Below are 1914 nucleotides of genomic sequence, written 5' to 3' on the forward strand. Positions count from 1 at the left end.
ACCAGAGGAAATTATGAGCGAAGCAAAACCGCAGGATGGCAGCACAGTAAAAGGCTATCGAACGCTATCTGAAAAAGACATATCCAATATGAACCGGCTGAAAGAGATTAGTCGCCAGTTCATCGCACAACTGGAATTTCTGAACGCCGGTGATACCGATCCGCGTTGGCTGGCGATTGCAAAAACAGACATGCAAACAGCTTGTATGGCGGCCTGTCGTGCAGTAGCTCGTCCGGATGCCGATTGCTGAGCATTAATCAGGTAATAATCATATCAATAACTAAGGAGTAACTAATGTTTAAGTTTGAACTGAGTCAACTGGTAATTATCGCCATCAGCAATGAGTGGGGCGAGGTGAAAGGTCGCGCCGAATACGCAACACATGAAAACTCCTACTTTGTGCATTACAAAGCTGGCGATGGTCGGGCTATGAGCGCGTGGTTCGATGAGAGTGATTTGGCGGCTGTTGAAGATGATCGTCACCCTGGTTGCTCGGTCTATGCTGGTCGTAAATTGCCAGATGGCGCAGTAGTCGAAGAGTAACGGCATTACAGGTAGCATTCATTGAGTGCCATCGATAATGCACAACCTAAGCCACTAGCCTAATTAGCCGGTGGCTTTTCTATTTAGGGCTAGGTCATGGCGACTCTTAAGGATTTATCCAATCAGTTACAGTCGATAAAAAAGCAGATCCCCTTTGCTGCTGCTCAGGCACTAACTAGCGTGGCACGTCAGATTGCAGAAGCTCAGAAAGTAGGTATGCAGCGCAATCTGGATAATCCGACCCCTTTCACCGTTAATTCCGTTGGCTCGTTTGGTGCCCGCAAAAACCGATTACAGGCCAAAGTGTTTGTGCGTGATATTGCTGCGAGCTATCTCGAACCGTTCGAGTTCGGCGGCCAGCACAAGCTCAATGGTCAGGCGTTGCTTAACCCCAAAAATATAAAGCTGAATAAGTTCGGCAACTTAGCCCGTAACAAAACGCAGCAGCTTAAAGCTAAAGAAAATGTGTTTGTAGGTGAGGTGAATGGCGTTAGTGGTTTCTTCCAGCGAAAGAAAGGCAAGAAGAGCAAAAAGGTTAAGAAGCGTCAGAAGCGCTCTCCTAACGGTGTGCATCGTGCCAGAGAGAAACAAAGAGCACCTAAGCTGCTGATTCAGTTTGGTGACGCATTGGCAGTTAAACCAACGCTTGGATACTTCGACCGAGCGAATACAATGGCACAGGCTTTGATGCCTGGAGCATTAAGTCTGGCAATCGAGCAGGCGTTGAAGACGGCTAAATAACAAACTACTCAACCATTGTATAACTAACATGCCTCGCCTATGCGGGGTTTTTTATTGCCTAAATTACAGGTGATACATGAAAGAGCTAACCCAAGAAAGACTGAAAGAGCTACTTCACTATGATCCTGATACAGGTGCATTTATGTGGCTGGTCTATCGTAGCTTTAGGGCTGTAGCTGGCTCAGTAGCTGGGCGCACCAATATGACAACCGGCTATGTAGAAATACAAATTGATGGTCGCCGCTATAAGGGGCATCGCCTTGCATGGCTCTATATGACAGGTGAGCAAGCCAACAGTCAGATTGACCATGTGAATGAGGTAAAGGTAGATAATCGCATTAGCAATCTTCGCGTTGCTACTCGAGCAGAAAACAAAAGGAATGTTGGCATCACTAAAGCTAATACCTCAGGCGCAAAGGGTGTCTATAAGCAAGGTAATCGTTGGATTGCTCAGGCGCAGATGGATGGGAAGAAATACCGATTAGGTAGCTTCATGAGCGTTGATGATGCAGCCAAGGCATACGACTCGTTTTGCCAGCAGTCTTATGGGGAGTTCTGTCATCATAGTTCGGCCCGTTCAGTTGATAATCAGTATCAATAAAAAAAATGGGTCCCTCCTGGCAACATTTA

4 protein-coding genes are annotated in these 1914 nt (G+C 46.7%); all 4 read left to right on the forward strand.

What is annotated here, in order from left to right; all coding sequences use genetic code 11:
• Positions 1–13 precede the first annotated feature (13 nt).
• The 4 genes from AEP37_RS23475 (at position 14) to AEP37_RS23490 (ending at position 1885) form a co-directional block, all read left to right on the forward strand.
• Positions 14–250, forward strand: coding sequence for an Acb2/Tad1 domain-containing protein (locus AEP37_RS23475; RefSeq protein WP_049615593.1), 237 nt, complete (start codon positions 14–16; stop codon positions 248–250).
• 44 nt (positions 251–294) lie between these two features.
• Positions 295–543: a hypothetical protein gene (locus AEP37_RS23480; RefSeq protein WP_049615591.1), complete on the forward strand. Its 249-nt coding sequence runs from the start codon at positions 295–297 to the stop codon at positions 541–543.
• Positions 544–639: 96 nt separating this feature from the next.
• Positions 640–1284: a hypothetical protein gene (locus AEP37_RS23485; protein WP_049615592.1), complete on the forward strand. Its 645-nt coding sequence runs from the start codon at positions 640–642 to the stop codon at positions 1282–1284.
• Between the two features lie 76 nt (positions 1285–1360).
• A complete protein-coding gene (locus AEP37_RS23490) occupies positions 1361–1885 on the forward strand; it encodes an HNH endonuclease (RefSeq protein ID WP_049602778.1) in 525 nt (174 codons plus the stop codon).
• Positions 1886–1914: the final 29 nt, after the last annotated feature.

This window comes from Yersinia pekkanenii (genome assembly GCF_001152565.1).
GTDB classification, from domain to species: Bacteria; Pseudomonadota; Gammaproteobacteria; order Enterobacterales; family Enterobacteriaceae; genus Yersinia; species Yersinia pekkanenii.